Below are 16,029 nucleotides of genomic sequence, written 5' to 3'. Positions count from 1 at the left end.
GTCGTTACAGCGCCTCTACAGGGTCGTGCGCCATAGATGCGCGTAGAGTTTTGGGGTAGCACTCAGCTCCTGCTGTGTGATTTTATCCGTACTCCGATTCCGGTTTAATAAATTATCCAGTAAATTCCGCTTACAGCTCGAATAGGGGCGAGAGGGGAATGATATGAGATTTGCATTAACTGCCTTGGCAGTGCTGCTGCCTGCATGCCTTATTGCTTCGCCATCTTATGCTGGCAAGGCAGATGACACGCTTCACATTGCATTTTCAAAAGAACTTGAGCATCTGGATCCTTATTTCAACACCGCCCGTGAAGGTGCGGTGATGGCGGCGGCTGTTTGGGATGGTCTGCTCTATCGAGATCCTATAACCAATCAATATCTTGGCAATCTTGCTACCGGCTGGACTTGGGAAAACCCGACGACGCTGGAGCTTATTTTGCGTCAGGGTGTGACCTTTCACAACGGCGAGCCCTTCGATGCCGATGATGTGGTCTATACGCTCAATTTTGAAATTGACCCCAAAAACCAGGTCCAAAACAGATTTGCGGTCAACTGGATCGATTCTGCCGAGAAAATCGATCAATTCCGGGTGCGCCTGCACACCAAATACCCTTTTTCAGCCGCATTGGAATATCTCGCCGGGCCGGTGATCATTCACCCCAATGACTATTACGCCAAGGTTGGTCCGGCGGGTGTTGCAACACGTCCTATCGGCACCGGCCCTTACAAGGTGGTCAGTGTTGATCCGGGCAAGCATTTTGTGCTCAAGCGCAATGATGACTATTTTGCCGCAGCCAAGCGGAAAGCAAAGATTGAAACGATCGATATTCGTAGCATTCCTGATCCCAATGCCCAAACGGCAGAGCTGTTGAAGGGCGGTCTAGACATGGTGTGGCAGGTGCCGCCCGATCAGGCACAGAAGGTGCAGGGTGTGAACACATTTCAGATTATCAATGCCCCCACCATGCGCATTGGTTTTATCTCTATGGATGCTGCCGGTCGCTCTGGTGCGGATAACCCGATGACCAAGCTGAAGGTGCGCCAGGCGATCAACCATGCCATCAACCGCAAGGGTATGGTCGATACGATGATAAAAGGGGCAAGTCAGGTGATCAACAGCGCCTGTGCCCCCATGCAATTTGGGTGTGAAGGCGACGTCACCAGCTATGCCTATGATCCGGCAAAAGCCAAAGCGCTTCTGGCAGAAGCGGGTTACCCCAGGGGATTTGACGTGGATTTTTATGCCTATCGGGATCGCCCGCTGGCAGAGGCAATGATTGGCATGTTGGCAGAGGTCGGCATTCAGGCCCATTTGCATTACATGCCCTATGCCGCACTTCGGGAGAAGCGGCTGAAAGACGGTGCGGCTATGTCGTTCCTGACGTGGGGCTCCAATTCCCTTGCGGATGCCTCGGCCAGCACCGGCTATTTCTTCACACTTTCGGGGGAGGATGAAGCGCGTGATCCGGAGGTGGCCGATCTCCTGAAAAAAGCGGATAAGACCGCAGACCCGGCGGACCGCAAAATGCTTTTCAGCAATGCCCTCGCGATCATTGCCAATCAAGCGTATTTTGTGCCGCTTTGGCTTTACTCCACCAACTATATTCTCGCCAAGAATGTTTCGTTCACGCCAACGCCAGATGAATTGGTGCGGTTTTACGATATAAGCTGGAAATAACCAGCCAATCATGCCTGCCGCATGGGGCTGTGCAAAAGAAGCGAGATGATGAAAGATGGTGCGCAAAAGACTGTATGGACTGCTCTGCATGCATGTGGTTCTTGGGCGTTTGAGGTTGAAGGCAGGGGGAATGGCCTCGCGCGCACCCACTTAAACAATTGATGCATAAACGATAAGGCACAGGATATGGAACGGGACACAGTTGTTAAGTTGGCATCAGATTATGCCTTGAGCGGCCAGTTGGTCGATGATCTGGCGCAACTGGTGGCGCGCAAATCCGTAAGCCAGTCGGAAGGGGTGCCAGAAGAACTGCAAGCCTATTTGCAACAAAATATGCAGCCATGGTTGGCGAATTTAGGCTTTGACACCGAAATTTTTGCCAATCCGCGTGAGGGCGGCGCGCCCTTGCTCTTGGCATCGCGCGTTGAGAGTGCCGATTTGCCCACGGTGTTGGTCTATGGCCATGGCGATGTGTGCAATGGTGAGGCCCATCGCTGGCGCGAAGGGCTTGATCCGTTTCTTTTAACGCAGGAAGGCGACAAGCTTTTTGGGCGCGGCACGGCCGATAACAAAATCCAGCATCTGATCAACATCAAATCGATGGAGCAGATCATCAAGGCCAAGGGCAAGCTTGGCTTTAACGCCAAAATCATTCTGGAAATGGCCGAGGAAACCGGCTCTTACGGCCTGCGCGAATTTTTCCATGCCCACAAAGAGGCGCTGAGCGCCGATGTGTTGATTGCCTCGGATGGCCCGCGACTTGCAGCCGAAACACCCACGATGTTTATGGGCTCGCGGGGCGGCCTTGCCTTCAACCTCATTGTCAATTTGCGCGAAAGCGACCACCACTCGGGCAATTTTGGCGGTCTTTTGGCCGACCCGGTGATCATCCTCTCCCACGCGATTGCATCAATAGTCGATCAAAGAGGCCAGATCCAGATTCCCGAATGGCTGCCCAACAGCCTCACGCCCGATATTCGCGCCGCCTTGAAAGACCTGCCGCCGCGCAAGCATGATGCTGATTGGGGACAGGCAGATTTGACGCCGTCTGAACGGGTGTTCGGCTGGAATTCCATGGCGGTTCTGGCGATTTCGGCAGGCAATATCAATGCACCGCAAAATGCCATTTCCGGCAGTGCCAGAGCAACCTGCCAGCTGCGTTTTGTGGTGGGCACCGATATGGATGCGATTTTGCCAGCGCTGCGCAAGCATCTTGATGCCCACGGTTTTGGCATTGTGCAGGTGGAAATGGCGCGCGGCGAATCCTTCAAGGCCACCCGGTTCTCGCCAGATCATCCTTGGGTCAAATTCGTCGAGCAATCGGTGACCAAAACCTGTGGCAAGCCTCCCCATGTGCTGCCCAATCTGGCCGGATCACTGCCCAATGACGCTTTTACCGATATTTTGGGCCTGCCCACCATTTGGCTTCCCCATTCTCACGCGGAATGCGGCCAGCATGGTCCCAATGAACACGCGCTTTTGTCAATTGCAGAGGAGGGGATGCGGATCATGACCAGTCTTTTTCTCGACATCGGCGAGAACGCGGAGCACTTGAAGCGCATTGCCTGATAGCGCGAGACCCACGGGCTTCGGGGGCATGATTGCCGCAGATTATAGCGCCGTGCGTCATGTCTGGCGTACGGCGCTGTCGTTTCGCAAGCATGTCTTGCCGGGCGTTTCCCGCGCCCGGCAAGACATTTGTTCCTCAGATCACAGGTGCCAACACCTGGGCGCGGGCTTCCAGAATGGCCTTGCAGGCCGAGGCCGCTTCCTTGCCCTTCAGCACGAAATGCTGCTTGAAGAAGGCGATATGGGCTTCGCTTTCCTGAAAGTTATGAGGTGTCAGCACGGTGGACAGAATGGGCGTGTCGGTATCCAGCTGCACGCGCATCATGCCATCCAGCACGGTGCTGGCGACGAAATCGTGGCGGTAGATGCCACCATCCACCACAAAGGCGGTACCGATAATGGCGCGGTAACGGCCGGTTCGCGCCAGGGTCTGGGCGTGGAGTGGAATTTCCAGCGCGCCGGGCACATCGATAATTTCGACATCGGCGGCGGAGCCGCCCAGCGCCTGCCACTCATCGACAAAGGTGTTGACGCAATTGTCAACGATGTCTGCGTGCCAGCGTGCACGGATGACGGCGATTTTGTTGGTTTCAAGTCGTGGTGCAATTGTCATGCTTCTGCCTTTCAAGGGTTAAGTCACCAATGAAGTGACCAAAAATGCCCTTGGGCGAACAGGCAAAATTCACCATTCATCTACAGAGCCGTGTGCAACATATGGCACACAAAGGTTCTCCGTAGCCCTTTGTATCTGCTGCATAATTTTCTCTTCAACCTGACTCCGGTTTAAAGAATCATGCAGTAGAATGGTGTCTTTCGCTTGCTCTCTTCCATCCGGACTATACCGTCGGCTCCGGCTTCTCACCGGATCTGCTGACCTTCTTAACTTTTGCCAAGAAGCGCTCGCGGGCTCCGGGATTTTACACCCGATACCGCCGGTGGGGAATTTCGCCCCGCCCTGAGAACAATGCGATAGTAAGGCGGTGCTTTCGATCAAGCAAGACAATGTCATGCTGTTTTTTGCCAACTTGCCGCATGGTTTTTGCTAAACACAGCGTCTGTAAAAGAACGCCACTTCTGTTTATGTCCTGTGCATTTCGGTTTCTTTCAAAATCCAGTCACGAAACACTTGCAGCGGCGGATGGGCCGCACGCTCATTGGGCCACACAAGGAAATAGGATTCGGCGCTTCTCATCGGCAGATCAATGGCTTTCACCAGTCGGCCCGATGCCAGTTCTTCTTCGATTAAAAATTCCGGCAATAGTGCCACCCCGAGCCCCGCCATGGCCGCTTGTGAGGCCGTGGCAAATTGATCAAACAACATGCCGCGTACGTGGTCGGCATCAACACCATGTTGTAAGAGCCATCGCTCCCATGCGTCGGGCCGTGTGGTCAGGTGTAGCAACGGAGCCTTGCGCACATCTTCAGCCGATTGAAAGTGGTATTGATCGCGCAGCTCCGGGCTACAGGCAGGCACTACCGTTTCCGAGCGCAAAAGCGACATTTCTGCCCCTTGCCATTCGGCTCTGCCAAAATGAATGGCGGCATCGACAGGCTCAAGGCGAAAATCAAAATAGGAGATTTTGGTGACGAGGTTGATGGTGATGCCGGGATGCGCTTTCAAAAAGGCGGGCAGGCGTGGGGCCAGCCAGCGGGTGCCAAAGGTGGGCAGAATGGCAAGGTTCAAGGTGCCGCCAAAAGGATTGGCTTTCAGCGTCAATGACGCCGTACTGATCATGCGCAGCGCATCGCGTATTTCCCGCGCATAAACATTGCCGCCCGCCGTCAGGCGGATCGTCTGGCGCTCGCGATGAAACAGCTCGACCCCGATTTGCTCCTCCAGCGCTTTGATCTGGCGGCTGACCGCACTTTGGGTCAGGCTCAATTCGCGGGCGGCTGCCGTGACGCTGCCGGTGCGGGCGGCGGCCTCAAAGGCCGAGAGAAGGTGCAGCGATGGTAAAAATCGGCGTGGACTTTGCATGGTTGTTCCAAAACAGGCGGTGTGACGAGCAAGGTCATTCTAAAATGGAATGAACTCTTGCGTAAACATCGATATATTCATCACCGATCAATGGATAGACCGCTCGATAAAACAATCATTCAGGTTCATATTGATCAACAACACCCACAGTAAGAGGCAAGGCAATGCTCGGCAATTCGCGTTCTCATGGGCTTTGGGAAAAAACAGCCCCGGTTGCTCCGGCAACATCCATTCTGGATGCGCAATTGCTGGCGGATGTCGTGGTTGTCGGGGCAGGTTATACCGGCCTGTCGGCGGCACTGCATCTGACTGAGGCCGGCATGTCGGTGGTTGTTTTGGAAGCGGTTGAAGCTGGCTTTGGCGGCGCTGGCCGCAATGTTGGCCTCATCAACGGCGGCATGTGGGTGATGCCTGATGATGTGCCCAAAGTGTTAGGGGCTGAGCATGGCGAGCGCGCGCTTTCACAATTGAGCCAGGCACCGCTTCTGGTGCGGGAGGTGATTGAAAAGCACCGGATCGAGTGTGAATTGCAAACCAACGGCACTCTGCATTTGGCCGTGGGCGAGGAAGGCCTGCAAGAGCTGCGTCAGCGCCATCAGCAATGGTCGGCGCGTGGTGCGCCGGTTCAATTGCTGGATGCTGAGGAAACGGCGAGGCGGGTTGGTAGCTCTGGTTATGCTGGTGCCCTGTTTGATCCGCGGGCTGGTACCTTGCAGCCTTTGGCCTATGCACGCGGCCTGGCCCATGCCGTGCTTCATGCCGGAGCAAAGCTGTTTACATCAAGTGCCGTGATTGATGCGCGCAAACAAGGCGAGGATTGGCTGGTGGAAACCGCCCGTGGCAGCGTGTCCTGCCAATGGGTTATTGTCGCCACCGATGCTTATTCCACCGGCCCTTGGCAGCGCGTTCGGCAAGAGCAGGTGCATTTGCCCTATTTTAATTTTGCCACAAAACCACTGAGCGATAATCTGCGCCGTTCGATTTTGCCCAATCGCGAAGGCTGCTGGGATACCAAAGAGATTTTATCGTCCTTCCGAATGGATCAGGCTGGGCGGCTGGTGTTTGGCAGCGTTGGTGCCTTGCGCAACAGCGGAGCGGCTGTGCACCGCGCCTGGGCCAAACGCAGCCTTAAACGGCTGTTTCCGCAGCTTGGCGCGCTGGAGTTTGAGGCAGAATGGTATGGCCAGATTGGCATGACCAAAGATGCCGTTCCGCGGTTTCATCGGTTTGATAATCGGGTTGTTGGCTTCTCTGGCTATAATGGCCGTGGAATCGCGCCGGGGACAACATTTGGCAAAACATTGGCCGATCTGGTGTTGGGCAAGATCGGTGAAGAGGACTTGCCATTGCCGCTTACCGCGCTGGAGGTGGTGCCGTTTCGCACCCTCAAAGAGGCCTATTATGAGATGGGTGCCCAGGTTGCCCATCTGGTGGAAGGCCGATTTTAACGCATACGTTTTGTCACGCAGCCTGTTTGCCGCCTTTCAGGCGCATCCGGCGACGATATTGCACTGGTTTTTCCAGAAATCGCCGCTGAAAGGCGTCGTAAAAGGTCGAAAGTGAGCCAAAGCCGGATTCAAACGCCACTTCGGTGATTGGCAAATCTGTGGCAATCAGCAAGGATTGGGCGGTATCCAGCCGGTGGCGGACAATGGCCTGATTGATGGTCATGCCCACCGCCCGCTTGAACAATCCCATGGCATAATTGGGATGCAGTCCCGCAGCGCGCCCAACATCCTCGGCAGAAATATTGCCGGGTGCATGTTCGCCAATAAAGCGCAGCATTTTTTCCACATGCGGCACCCAGTCGTCGCTGCGTTTGCCAAGGCTTGCCAGCGCCGAGCCTTGTTCACGCAGATCTTGCCAGCCTTCACGTTCAATGCGCATCACCCGGGCGGTCAGCTCTGAGCGGACAATTTCAATCGCCCCTTCATCGCCGGATAAAAGTTCCTCGCGCCAGCGCGAAAACACCTCGCGATCCCAGGGTCGGATGTCCAGAGCCTCAATCACCGCGCCACGAAATACCGCATCGCGAAACCGGCTGAGGCTGGCCAGTCCCAAAAACACCGACATGGGTACATAGAGGCAAATAAACAGAGTGCCTTCGCGTCGATCAATCACCTGATGGGGGATCATGCCCCAAAACAGGCAAAGCCGCCCCTCGGAGACAGTCAGTTCACGCCCGTCGAACCAATAGGTCATATCGCCTTGCAGCACAAAATTCAGCTCGATCTGACTGTGCATATGCGGGCCAGTCATTTTTTGCACTTCCAGCATTTCGCCCGCGCAAAAGCGATGATCGCCAAAAACCACCAGAGGATGGGCCGGATTCAACTCCGGGTGGACGGGAACGGATTCATACCTGTTGATGATAGGGGTATTGCTCATGGTGATCTTAGGATACCGGAAATATTTCTGGAAAATCTGGTAGATCATTACGGCTATTGCGGAAATGATCAAGCCAGTTTCGCGAAATACCCTCGGAGGGACCGGGTTTTGCGAAAAAGCGCAAGAATGGATGATGCAGATGACGATGGGCGGAGTTGTTTCCGGTCCGTCTGAACCCACAGGGAGGAAGCTATGAATTTTTCTAAAAGCCTCAGCGGGCTTGCCATTTCGGCAGCTCTGATTTCGACTGGTGCTTATGCTGGCCAGATCACCTTGAACTCCGACCAGTCCGACCCTGTGCCGAAGAAGGCCATGGAAGAGATGATTTCGGATTTTCAGAAGAAACATCCCGATATCACCGTTAAGTGGAATAATTTCGACCACGAAGGCTACAAAGCTGCGGTGCGTAACTTTTTGACCGCTGATGCGCCGGACGTTATGGCCTGGTATGCGGGCAATCGAATGGAGCCTTTCGTCAAGGCAGGCATGTTTGAAGATGTCAGCGATATCTGGGCTGCCAATGGGCTGGATGAGCAGCTGAAGTCTGCCGCACCCTCGATGACCATTGACGGCAAGAAGTGGGGCGTGCCTTACACCTACTATCAGTGGGGTATTTACTACCGCAAAGACATTTTTGCAGCTCAAGGCATTACCCCGCCCAAGACCTGGGCCGAGCTGCTCGCCGCTTGCGAAAAGCTGAAGAAGGCTGGCATTACGCCGTTTACCATCGGCACCAAGGCTCTGTGGCCAACGGCTGGCTGGTTCGATTATCTCGATCTGCGCGTCAACGGCTATGATTTCCATATGCAGCTGACCTCCGGCAAGGTGCCTTACACCGATCCGCGCGTGAAGGCCGTGTTTGAAAAATGGGCTGAGCTGGTCAAGCCAGGCTATTTCATCAACAATCATGCCGCCATTGACTGGCAGGATGCCATGCCGCAATTCGTGCAGGGCAAGGCTGCCATGTATCTGATGGGCAATTTTGCCGTTGCCACCATGAAGATCGGTGGTCTGAAGGAAGATCAGATCGGTTTCTTGCAATTCCCGGAAATCACCCCCGGTCTTCCGGTTGCGGAAGAAGCGCCGACCGACACGTTCCACATTCCGGCCAAGGCCAAGAACAAGGCTGATGCCAAGGTATTCCTTGCCTATCTTGCAACCCCTGAAGCCCAGACCAAGATCAACGAGATTCTTGGTCAGCTACCCGTCAACAACAAGGCGACCAAGCCGTCAGATCCGATTTTGGAGCAGGGCTTCACCATGTTGTCCAACGCCAAGGCGCTCGCGCAGTTCTATGACCGCGATGCCCAGGCCGATATGGCCAAGGCAGGCATGGAAGGCTTCCAGGAGTTCATGGTCAAGCCTGACAAGATCGACCAGATCCTGGCCCGCCTCGATAAGGTCCGTCAGCGGGTCTATAAATAACCTCATCCTCCCAAGGACCGGGTGCTGCTTTGTGCGGCATCCGGTTTTATGTTTGTCCTATTCTGGAGGTGCTCGTCATGAGCGATACCGCCACACCGTCTTCCGGCTTCTGGAAGCGTAACCAGCAGCGCATTGCGCCCATGCTGTTTTTGGCTCCGGGCATTGTGATGTTTATCATCTACGTCATCCTGCCCATTTTCCAGTCCGTCTGGATCAGCTTTTTTGACTGGGATGGTCTGGGCCCCAAGGTCTGGATTGGTCTCGGCAATTACAAGGAATTGCTGACCGATGATGCCTTTTACACGTCGCTCAAAAACAATGTGATCTGGCTGGTTCTGTATCTGCTGGCTATTCCGGCCGGTCTTGCCGTTGCTCTGTTTCTCAATCAAACGGTCACAGGCATTCGCGTCTATAAATCTTTGTTTTTCTTTCCATTTGTTATCAGTCAGGTTGTTGTTGGTCTGATCTTCACCTGGTTTTATGCGCCCAATTTCGGCCTGTTCTCCGTTCTGCTCAAGCATCTCACCGGTGTGGATTTTGCGGTGCTGGCGGATGAGCGCTATGTCACGTATGGGATTATCGTCGCGGGCCTCTGGCCGCAGACGGCCTATTGCATGATCCTTTACCTGACGGGTCTCAACAACATCAATCCGGAACAGGTTGAAGCCGCGCGCATGGATGGTGCCAAGGGCTGGTCGCTGTTGAAAAATATCATTCTGCCGCAGCTGGCACCGGCAACCTTCATTGCCATGGTGGTGACGGTGATTGGCGCGCTGCGCTCGTTTGATCTTGTATCCATCATGACCGCAGGCGGGCCTTACGGCTCCAGCCGGGTTCTGTCCTATTACATGTATGAAGAGGCGCTCTCGGAATACGGCTTCCGCATGGGCTATGGTGCGGCCATTGCCGTGGTGCTGTTCCTGATCATGATGGTGTTCATCACGCTGTTCATTGTTCGCATGTTGTCTCAGGAAAGGAATTCCTGATGTTTCCGACACCGATTCAAAAAGCCAGCCCCGTTGTGCGGATTGGCTATAAGCTGTTCTTGCCGGTGGCGCTGGTGCTGTGGCTGCTGCCCTTGATTGGCGTGGCGCTTACTTCGATCAGGCCCGCAGGCGATTTGGCGGCTGGCAATTATTTCGGCATTCCCTCCGGCTTTGCCGGTGTTGAAAATTACAGCGCCGTTTTTGAGAACTCGCCCATTGGCTGGTATATCCTCAACTCGTTCAAGATCACCATTCCAACGGTCATTGGCGCTGTGGCGCTGTCCTGCCTCACAGGTTTTGCGCTGGCGACCTATAAGTTCAAGGGCAATCTGTTTCTGTTTTTCCTGTTTGTGGCCGGTAACTTCATTCCGTTTCAGATCCTCATGGTGCCGGTGCGCGACATGACCCTCAAAATGGGGCTTTATGATACGGTCACGGGGCTTGTGCTGTTTCATGTGGCCTTTCAAACCGGCTTTTGCACGCTGTTCATGCGCAATTTCATCAAAGGCCTGCCGTTTGCGCTGATTGAATCGGCGCGGGTTGAAGGTGTCTCCGAGTGGCGGATTTTTGTCCATATCGTGCTGCCCTTGATGCGGCCCGCCATTGCGGCCCTCTCGGTTCTGGTTTTCACCTTCGTGTGGAATGACTATTTCTGGGCCACCGTTCTGGTGCAGAGCCAAAGCGCCATGCCGGTTACGGCCGGTCTGTTTACCTTGAATGGTCAATGGGTTGCGGCCTGGAATCTGGTGTCGGCAGGCTCGATTGTCGCAGCCCTTCCGCCAGTTGCGATGTTTTTCCTGATGCAGCGGCATTTCATTGCCGGTCTAACGCTTGGAGCGACCAAGGGATGAGTGAGATTGTTTCTATTGGGTCCGGCGCCTGCGCGCTGAGCCTTCGGTTGCCGGAAGCCGGCATGCCGGAAATTCTGGCCTTTGGTGCCGCGCTCAACGCGTCTTCTCTTTTTGAGGTTGAACGCTCCAGCCGCGTCAATGGTATGGATGAGGCTGTGCCGTCTGCCGTGCTGTTGCCCACCGGCGGCATGGGCTATTTCGGCTGGCCTGCCATTGTCGGCCACCGCATGGGGCGTGACTTCATTTTGCAGTTTTCTGGCTGGACCAGCAAAACCAGCGGCAATGTCACGGTGTTTAGTGCTTCCGACAAGGTTGCAGCGATCTCGATTGCCATTCGTCTTGAGGTCTTTGCGTCTGGCGTGATCTCCATGGCAACCGAGCTGCAAAATCTTGGCAGCTCTGATTATGTGCTCGACCGCTGCATGGCGGCCAGTTTTCTGGTGCCTGCGGGCAAAGTGGATGTCACCAGCTTTTCCGGCATGTGGGGGCGTGAGTTTCAAACCCGCAGCGAGACCTTGGGCAATGGCATCTGGGCGCAGGAAAGCCGCCGTGGCCGCACCTCGCATGATCGTTTCCCCATGCTGCGCCTTGAAGGCGAAGGGCAAAATTTTGGCGTCACACTCGGCTGGAGCGGCAACCACCAGGCCGTGATTGATCGGCTGGATGATGGCCGCCGCCTTGTGCATATGGGCGAGCTGTTTGAACCCGGCGAAATGATTTTGGCCCCCGGTGAGCGCTATCAAAGCCCGGTCGCCTATGTCGGGCCAGACAGCGCTGCCTTCCATGCTTTCGTGCGCAATGATCTTTTGACATGGCATGGTGGCCAAATGAGTGCGCGTCCGGTGACGCTGAACACCTGGGAAGGCAATTATTTCGATCACCAGATGGACTCGCTGAAAGCGCAGGCGACCTCTGCCGCCGAGCTTGGCATCGAGCGCTTTGTGCTGGACGATGGCTGGTTTGGCAAACGCGATGATGACACCACCAGCCTTGGCGATTGGGATATTGATGCTCGCAAATATCCTGACGGTCTGAAACCACTGGTCGATCATGTCACCGGTCTTGGCATGCAATTTGGCATCTGGTTCGAGCCGGAGATGATCAATCCGGTGTCGGAGCTTTATAAAGCTCACCCTGATTGGGTCTTGCAGGTCGAAGGGCGTCCGCTGCTTTTGTCGCGCAACCAGCTGGTGCTGGATTTGACCCGGCAGGAGGTGAGCGATTACCTGTTTGAAAAGATCAACGCGGTTTTGGCAGGTCATGCCATCTCTTACGTCAAGTGGGACATGAACCGCGACCTGACCCATGCAGGCGGGCGCGATGGCAAGGCAAAAATTGCCGCCCAGACCCGCGCCGTCTACGCATTGATGGATCGCATTCGTGCCGCCCATCCAGCCGTTGAGATTGAAAGCTGCGCCTCTGGCGGTGGCCGGATTGATTATGGCGCGCTGGCGCGCACCCACCGTGTATGGACATCCGATTGCACCGATGCACTGGAGCGGTTAGAGATTCAGCGCGGGGCATCCCATTTTGTGCCGCCGGAAATTTTGGGCAGCCACATTTCAGCATCGCCCAACCACCAGACCGATCGGCGTCACACGCTGGCGTTCCGGGCGCTGGTGGCCATGGCCTATCATCTGGGTGTGGAGCTGAACCCGCTGGAGCTGGAAGGGCTAGAGCGCGAAGAGCTGAAAGGCTACATCGCCACCCATAAGCGCCTGCGCGATCTTTTGCATGCGAAGGGTGCCAATTTCCGGATGGAGCCAAAAGATGGACGTTACGTCTGGGGTGCGGCAAGCGCTGAGAAGCTTGCCGTCTTCGTTGCCCAAGGCCCGCAAATGGTGGCAGAACAGCCAGAGCCGTTGACACTGCCAGAGCATGTTATCGCGGCTGGTGGACGCTTCCGTATTGCAGCGGTTCACCCAGCCGAGCCGAATTTTATCCGCATTTCTGAGGGGCAAAAGCGCTTGCTGGCAGGCGAGGTAAGCTTTGAAGGCAAGGATCTGGCAAAGAGTGGTTTGCCGCTGCCGATGCTGCGGCCGGAAAGCGCCTTGCTGCTCGAAATTGAACTGATTGAGGAAGGAAAACACCATGGCTGACGTGCGTCTGAAAGGTGTCACAAAGAATTTTGGCGCGTTGAGTGTCATCAAAGGCGTTGACCTTGAAGTGAAGGACGGCGAGTTCTGCGTGTTTGTTGGCCCATCGGGCTGCGGCAAATCCACGCTGCTGCGCGCCATTGCCGGGCTGGAAGAGGTTTCCTCCGGCACCTTGGAAATCGGCGGCAAGGACATGACCAAGGTTGGCCCGTCTGAGCGCGGTGTGGCCATGGTGTTTCAGTCCTATGCGCTTTATCCGCATATGACCGTGCGCGACAATATCGGCTTTGGTTTGAAAATGACCGGCCATTCCAAAGAGCTGATTGCTGAGCGCACCAATGTGGCGGCAAAGCTCTTGCAGCTCGATGCGCTGCTGGATCGCAAGCCGGGGCAATTGTCGGGTGGTCAGCGCCAGCGCGTGGCCATTGGCCGCGCCATTGTGCGCAAGCCCGATGTGTTTTTGTTTGACGAGCCACTCTCCAATCTTGATGCCGCGCTTCGTGTGCAAATGCGCACCGAGCTGTCGAAACTGCATCAGGATTTGCAGGCGACGATGATTTACGTCACCCACGATCAGGTGGAGGCCATGACCATGGCCACCAAGATTGTGGTGCTCTCGGCTGGCAAGATCGAGCAGGTGGGATCGCCGCTGGAGCTTTATCATCGCCCCAACAATCTCTTTGTCGCAGGCTTTATCGGCTCGCCCAAGATGAACTTTGTGTCGGTCACGGTGGCCCCTGCGGATGGCGGCAAGATTGCCGTCACTTTGCCCGGCGGTGCCCTGATCACCCTTGATGGCCAAGGCAAAACCATCAAGGCGGGCAAAATGACGCTGGGCATCCGCCCGGAACATATCGATGCCACCGGCCAAGGTGATCTGACCTTGCAAACGCCGGTGCGTCTGGCTGAATATCTGGGTTCTGAAACGCTGTTTTTCGTAACACTCGATGCTGACAACGAATTGGCCGTCAAGGCTGGCGGCTTGGCCGCGACAAAACCGGGCGAAATGCTAACCATCGGCTTGAATGCACGCGCCTGCCATTTGTTTGACGAGGCGGGACAAGCGGTTATCAATGGGGATTTGACACGATAATGCTGGGCGTTTGTTATTATCCAGAGCATTGGCCAGAAAGCCAATGGGAGCTCGATGCCAAGCGCATGGTTGAGCTTGGCATATCCTTTGTCCGTGTGGGCGAATTTGCTTGGTCGCGGCTGGAAAAACGCCGGGGTGAGTTCTCGTTCGAGTGGCTGGATCGCGCCATTGACGTGTTGCATGCGGCGGGCCTGAAAGTGGTGATGGGTACGCCCACCGCCACCCCGCCAAAATGGCTGATGGATGAATTTCCAGAGATTGCCCCCTATGATGCTGATGGCAAAGTGCGCGGCTTTGGCTCTCGCCGCCATTACAGCTTTTCTTCTGAAATATGGTGGAAGGAGAGCGCACGCATTGTTGAGATTGTTGCCAAAAGATATGGTGAGCATCCCGGCATCGTTGGTTGGCAAACGGACAATGAATATGGTTGCCATGACACCACAGTGTCTTGGGGCAAGGAAGATCTGAAGGCGTTTCGCCGCTGGCTGCGGCTGCGCTATCAAACCACTGATCAGCTGAATGAAGCTTGGGCTTCCGTGTTCTGGTCGATGGAATTCAACAGCTTTGATGAGGTTGAGCTGCCGACTTTGACCGTGACAGAACCCAATCCGGCCCAGCGGCTGGATTTCTGGCGATTTTCGTCCGATCAGGTGGCCGCCTATGATAAAATGCAGGTGGAGATTATCCGAAAATATGCGCCCGGTCGCTGGGTGACCCATAATTTCATGGGCTTTGTCTCGGATTTTGACCACTTCAAGGTCGGTGACAATCTCGATCTCGCGTCTTGGGATAGTTACCCGATTGGTTTTGTGGAGAAATTCCCCTTCACCGAAGAAGAGCGTAACCGCTGGGCCGAAACCTCCCATCCCGACATTGCCCCTTTCCATCACGATCTCTATCGCGGGGTCGGCAAAGGCCGTTTCTGGGTGATGGAACAGCAGCCCGGCCCGGTCAATTGGGCACCATGGAACCCGGTGCCCAAGCCCGGCATGGTGCGGCTGTGGACGTGGGAAGCTTTGGCCCATGGGGCAGAGGTTGTCAGCTATTTCCGCTGGCGGCAGGCCCCGTTTGCGCAAGAGCAAATGCATGCGGGCCTTAATCTGCCCGGTCTGGATGAATGGTCGGTGGGTGGCCTGGAAGCCATGCAGGTTGCCAAGGAATTGGCAGCGCTCGGCCCCCTTCCTGAAGGGCAAAAAGCCTCGGTTGCGCTGGTGCATGATTACGCCAGCTATTGGGCGACCATGATCCAGCCGCAAGGCAAGGATTTCCGCTATGAAGAACTGGCGTTTCGCTGGTACGAGGGCTTGCGCAGACTGGGACTGGACGTGGATTTTGTGCGTCCGGGTGATGATCTGTCGGGCTACAAGCTGGTGGTTGTGCCATGCCTGATGCAGGTGGATGACAGCGCGCTTGCGGCCTTCAAAAACACCGATGCCGTTGTGCTCTATGGTCCACGCTCTGGCTCGCGTGATCGCCAGTTCCGTATTCCTGAAAATCTGCCTCCTGGCCCATTGGCACCTTTGACCGGCACCCGTCAAACGCAGGTGGCATCCCTTCGCCCGGGATTGGGGGATGAGGTCAGCGGAGCGGTGTCTGGCGAGGCCATTCGCTGGCGCGAATATCTGCAAACCTCAGCCGAGGTGCTTGGCACGTTTGAAAATGGTGATCCGGCTTTGACGGGCAACAACGGCCATTATTATCTGGCCTGCTGGCCCGATGAGGCGCTGCTGTCCTCCACCTTGGCGCATGTTGCCAACAAGGCGGGTCTGCAAACGCTGGATGTGCCAGCCCATATCCGCATCCGTCGCCGTGGCAATTTGACCTTTGCCTTTAATTATGGCTCGCAAGCGTGGACTGTTCCGGTGTCCGGCACCTTTGTGCTGGGTGATCGGGTGCTCCAGCCGCAAGATGTTGCGGTGTGGAAGTAAGATTTGAAAAAGCCCTGCACGGTCACGTGCAGGGCTT

At 55.6% G+C, this 16,029-nt stretch carries 12 protein-coding genes and 1 riboswitch; of the genes, 9 read left to right on the top strand and 3 right to left on the bottom strand.

Features of this window, described 5'->3' with window-relative positions:
* The first annotated feature begins 163 nt into the window (after positions 1–163).
* A complete protein-coding gene (locus E6C51_RS15595) occupies positions 164–1,678 on the top strand; it encodes an ABC transporter substrate-binding protein (protein ID WP_190236643.1) in 1,515 nt (504 codons plus the stop codon).
* Between the two features lie 186 nt (positions 1,679–1,864).
* Positions 1,865–3,247, top strand: a complete 1,383-nt coding sequence (locus E6C51_RS15590; RefSeq protein WP_190236642.1) for a M20 family metallopeptidase — start codon at positions 1,865–1,867, stop codon at positions 3,245–3,247.
* 136 nt (positions 3,248–3,383) lie between these two features.
* Here E6C51_RS15590 and E6C51_RS15585 read toward each other — a convergent pair whose 3' ends face one another.
* The gene (locus E6C51_RS15585) at positions 3,384–3,860 is read right to left on the bottom strand and encodes a 6,7-dimethyl-8-ribityllumazine synthase (protein ID WP_190236641.1); all 477 of its coding nucleotides are present in this window, start codon (positions 3,858–3,860) and stop codon (positions 3,384–3,386) included.
* A 202-nt stretch (positions 3,861–4,062) separates the two neighbouring features.
* A riboswitch (FMN riboswitch) is annotated at positions 4,063–4,214 on the bottom strand.
* Between the two features lie 111 nt (positions 4,215–4,325).
* Positions 4,326–5,225, bottom strand: a complete 900-nt coding sequence (locus tag E6C51_RS15580; protein ID WP_190236640.1) for a LysR family transcriptional regulator — start codon at positions 5,223–5,225, stop codon at positions 4,326–4,328.
* Positions 5,226–5,389: 164 nt separating this feature from the next.
* Here E6C51_RS15580 and E6C51_RS15575 point away from each other — a divergent pair, with 164 nt between their 5' ends.
* A complete protein-coding gene (locus E6C51_RS15575; RefSeq protein WP_190236639.1) occupies positions 5,390–6,673 on the top strand; it encodes an NAD(P)/FAD-dependent oxidoreductase in 1,284 nt (427 codons plus the stop codon).
* Between the two features lie 13 nt (positions 6,674–6,686).
* On the opposite strand, the gene E6C51_RS15570 is transcribed toward E6C51_RS15575, so the two are convergent.
* Positions 6,687–7,613: a helix-turn-helix domain-containing protein gene (locus tag E6C51_RS15570; RefSeq protein ID WP_190236638.1), complete on the bottom strand. Its 927-nt coding sequence runs from the start codon at positions 7,611–7,613 to the stop codon at positions 6,687–6,689.
* A 192-nt stretch (positions 7,614–7,805) separates the two neighbouring features.
* On the opposite strand from E6C51_RS15570, the gene E6C51_RS15565 reads away from it, so the two are divergent.
* From E6C51_RS15565 to E6C51_RS15540, 6 genes are all read left to right on the top strand, one after another.
* Positions 7,806–9,038 carry an ABC transporter substrate-binding protein gene (locus E6C51_RS15565; protein WP_146935173.1) on the top strand — a complete coding sequence of 411 codons (1,233 nt, stop codon included), beginning with the start codon at positions 7,806–7,808 and terminating at the stop codon, positions 9,036–9,038.
* Between the two features lie 77 nt (positions 9,039–9,115).
* Entirely contained in the window at positions 9,116–10,024 is a 909-nt protein-coding gene (locus tag E6C51_RS15560; protein WP_190236637.1) for a carbohydrate ABC transporter permease, read from the top strand.
* Positions 10,024–10,875 carry a carbohydrate ABC transporter permease gene (locus E6C51_RS15555; protein WP_146935169.1) on the top strand — a complete coding sequence of 284 codons (852 nt, stop codon included), beginning with the start codon at positions 10,024–10,026 and terminating at the stop codon, positions 10,873–10,875. The genes E6C51_RS15560 and E6C51_RS15555 overlap by 1 nt, the downstream gene beginning before the upstream one ends.
* A complete protein-coding gene (locus E6C51_RS15550) occupies positions 10,872–12,974 on the top strand; it encodes an alpha-galactosidase (RefSeq protein WP_190236636.1) in 2,103 nt (700 codons plus the stop codon). The genes E6C51_RS15555 and E6C51_RS15550 overlap by 4 nt, the downstream gene beginning before the upstream one ends.
* Complete coding sequence (locus E6C51_RS15545; protein ID WP_190236635.1) at positions 12,967–14,064, top strand: ABC transporter ATP-binding protein; 1,098 nt, start codon at positions 12,967–12,969, stop codon at positions 14,062–14,064. Before E6C51_RS15550 ends, E6C51_RS15545 begins: the two co-directional genes overlap by 8 nt.
* Positions 14,064–15,992: a beta-galactosidase gene (locus E6C51_RS15540; protein WP_190236634.1), complete on the top strand. Its 1,929-nt coding sequence runs from the start codon at positions 14,064–14,066 to the stop codon at positions 15,990–15,992. Before E6C51_RS15545 ends, E6C51_RS15540 begins: the two co-directional genes overlap by 1 nt.
* Positions 15,993–16,029: the final 37 nt, after the last annotated feature.

This window comes from Gillisella terrae (assembly GCF_004801395.1).
Classification (GTDB): Bacteria; Pseudomonadota; Alphaproteobacteria; order Rhizobiales; family Rhizobiaceae; genus Allorhizobium; species Allorhizobium terrae.
This window is presented reverse-complemented; position numbering and strand designations above follow the sequence as displayed.

Bases quoted from the DNA above. Each gene is read 5' to 3' on its own strand.
- E6C51_RS15595 (WP_190236643.1), top strand. From the start codon at position 164: ATGAGATTTGCATTAACTGCCTTGGCAGTGCTGCTGCCTGCATGCCTT.
- E6C51_RS15590 (WP_190236642.1), top strand. From the start codon at position 1,865: ATGGAACGGGACACAGTTGTTAAGTTGGCATCAGATTATGCCTTGAGC.
- E6C51_RS15585 (WP_190236641.1), bottom strand. From the start codon at position 3,860: ATGACAATTGCACCACGACTTGAAACCAACAAAATCGCCGTCATCCGT.
- E6C51_RS15580 (WP_190236640.1), bottom strand. From the start codon at position 5,225: ATGCAAAGTCCACGCCGATTTTTACCATCGCTGCACCTTCTCTCGGCC.
- E6C51_RS15575 (WP_190236639.1), top strand. From the start codon at position 5,390: ATGCTCGGCAATTCGCGTTCTCATGGGCTTTGGGAAAAAACAGCCCCG.
- E6C51_RS15570 (WP_190236638.1), bottom strand. From the start codon at position 7,613: ATGAGCAATACCCCTATCATCAACAGGTATGAATCCGTTCCCGTCCAC.
- E6C51_RS15565 (WP_146935173.1), top strand. From the start codon at position 7,806: ATGAATTTTTCTAAAAGCCTCAGCGGGCTTGCCATTTCGGCAGCTCTG.
- E6C51_RS15560 (WP_190236637.1), top strand. From the start codon at position 9,116: ATGAGCGATACCGCCACACCGTCTTCCGGCTTCTGGAAGCGTAACCAG.
- E6C51_RS15555 (WP_146935169.1), top strand. From the start codon at position 10,024: ATGTTTCCGACACCGATTCAAAAAGCCAGCCCCGTTGTGCGGATTGGC.
- E6C51_RS15550 (WP_190236636.1), top strand. From the start codon at position 10,872: ATGAGTGAGATTGTTTCTATTGGGTCCGGCGCCTGCGCGCTGAGCCTT.
- E6C51_RS15545 (WP_190236635.1), top strand. From the start codon at position 12,967: ATGGCTGACGTGCGTCTGAAAGGTGTCACAAAGAATTTTGGCGCGTTG.
- E6C51_RS15540 (WP_190236634.1), top strand. From the start codon at position 14,064: ATGCTGGGCGTTTGTTATTATCCAGAGCATTGGCCAGAAAGCCAATGG.